Raw genomic sequence first — 1,643 nt, 5'->3', positions numbered from 1 at the left:
GAGGAGTCGGCCGCGCGCTCTGCGCCCAGGCAAACCTCCGAGCGTCGCCTGAAGGTTCCGGCTGTGCCCGACGTCGCCGGTCTGCCCGTGCCGACGGCGAAAAGCTTCGCCGCCGCCGACGGCGCGCCGTCCCAGCCGTTGGGGAGGTCGCCATGAGCGGGGCACCCCGCGTTGCGGCGGTTCTGACGCTGCTTGCGCTGTTGGGCGCGTGCGACACGGTCAAGCGTATCCCGTCCCAGGTGGGCGAGTTGGGCTCGCGCGTCGGCGGCTGGTTCTCCTTCGGCGGTGGCGATACGGGCATCGCCGACGATCCACATGTGATCGTGCTGCCGCTCGCCGGGACCGATTGGCTCGGGCGGCCGGCGTTGGCCGAGGAAATCGCGCGCTTGCTCAGAGCGACGACGCCGAATGCCCGCGCCGGAACGGCGCCCGACGGCCGGTCGCGGACGATCGAGGGCCAGGTCGAAACCATCGAGGAAGGCGACAGCGTCGTGTGGCTCGAGATCGCCTGGACCTACCGCGGCCGCGACGGCGCGCCGATCGCCGAACACCGCCAGATCGCGGCCATGGATCGCAAGCTGTGGACGCGCGCCGCGCCGTCGGCGGTGCAGATGATCGCTTCCGAAATCGCGCCCAAGGCGGCGGCGCTGCTGCGCAACGAATCGCCTCGTTTGGTGGCGTCCCGTCCGGCCAACCGGCGCGAGGATGGTTTCGTCCTCGGCGGCGAGATCGCGTCGAACCAGCCGGTCGCCGCGCCTGTTGACACGCGTGGGGATTCGCTCGCGCGACCGTCCGCGCCAGCCCGGCAAGAGCCCCCGGTTTACGCGCCTGCCGCCGCCGCCGCGCAAGCCGTACCGCAACCGTTTCCACAAGCCGTCCCGCAAGCCGCGCCGCCGCCTTCGCCGCCGGTGCGCGAGATCGCCTCGGCGCCGGTCGCGCCGGTGCAGGGCTAGCCCTTGTCTTCGGCCTGGGCCAATCCGGTGATCCTGGTCAAATTGGTCGAGGGCGCGCCCGGCGACGGCAACCAGGCGTTGATGTTGGCGATCAAGCAGGCGCTCCGCATCCGCAACTTCATGGTGACAGAAGATCCGCGCCAAGCGGTGTTCCTGATCGAAGGCCGGGTCGAGATCGCGCCCCCGACCAACGGGCGCCAGCGGGCCAAGGTGATTTGGACCGTCACCACCGTGAGCGGCGGCCAGGTCGGCCGCGCCATCCAGGAAAACACGATCCCCGCCGGCAGCCTCAACGGCGCTTGGGGGCAGGTGGCGGTTATGGTCGCCAACGCCGCCGCCGACGGGGTCGAAGAATTGTTCGGCCGGCCGTCGACCCGGCGGGCGCAAGCGGTCGTGCCGCCGACGCCGCCGTTGCCGCAGGTGCCGGGGCGCGCGTTGCCGCCGCCCAGATGACACCGTCGGCTTTCGCTCTCACGAACTGATCACGGTTTTCCGGTCGAGAAATTCGACGAACGAACCGAACGGCATGGGCGGGCTGAACAGGTATCCTTGGGCGTAGGAACACCGTTCGCCGCGCGCCAGCCACAAATGCTCGGGCGTTTCGATCCCTTCGACGGCGATGTCGAGCCCGAGCGACCGCGCCATGGCCACGATCGCGGAAAACAGGCGACGGTCGCGCGCATCGAGCAG

The 1,643-nt window shown here is 70.5% G+C and carries 3 protein-coding genes; 2 read left to right on the top strand and 1 reads right to left on the bottom strand.

Translation table 11 applies throughout. The annotated features are described in order from the left end of the window. Positions 1 to 152 precede the first annotated feature (152 nt). Both FJ311_16295 and FJ311_16290 read left to right on the top strand, forming a co-directional pair. On the top strand, positions 153 to 953 hold the full coding sequence (locus tag FJ311_16295; protein MBM3952995.1) for a hypothetical protein: 801 nt from the start codon (positions 153 to 155) through the stop codon (positions 951 to 953). Positions 954 to 956: 3 nt separating this feature from the next. Continuing rightward, positions 957 to 1,406 carry a hypothetical protein gene (locus FJ311_16290; protein ID MBM3952994.1) on the top strand — a complete coding sequence of 150 codons (450 nt, stop codon included), beginning with the start codon at positions 957 to 959 and terminating at the stop codon, positions 1,404 to 1,406. A gap of 18 nt (positions 1,407 to 1,424) precedes the next feature. Here FJ311_16290 and FJ311_16285 read toward each other — a convergent pair. Beyond that, positions 1,425 to 1,643 (bottom strand): EAL domain-containing protein (locus tag FJ311_16285; GenBank protein ID MBM3952993.1); only part of this gene is annotated, 219 nt, incomplete at its 5' end.

It is taken from the genome of Rhodospirillales bacterium (assembly GCA_016872535.1).
Classification (GTDB): domain Bacteria; phylum Pseudomonadota; class Alphaproteobacteria; order Rhodospirillales; family 2-12-FULL-67-15; genus 2-12-FULL-67-15.
Note: the sequence above shows the minus strand (reverse complement) of the source record. Positions and strands in the feature narration are given on the sequence as shown.

Bases quoted from the DNA above. Each gene is read 5' to 3' on its own strand.
- FJ311_16295 (MBM3952995.1), top strand. From the start codon at position 153: ATGAGCGGGGCACCCCGCGTTGCGGCGGTTCTGACGCTGCTTGCGCTG.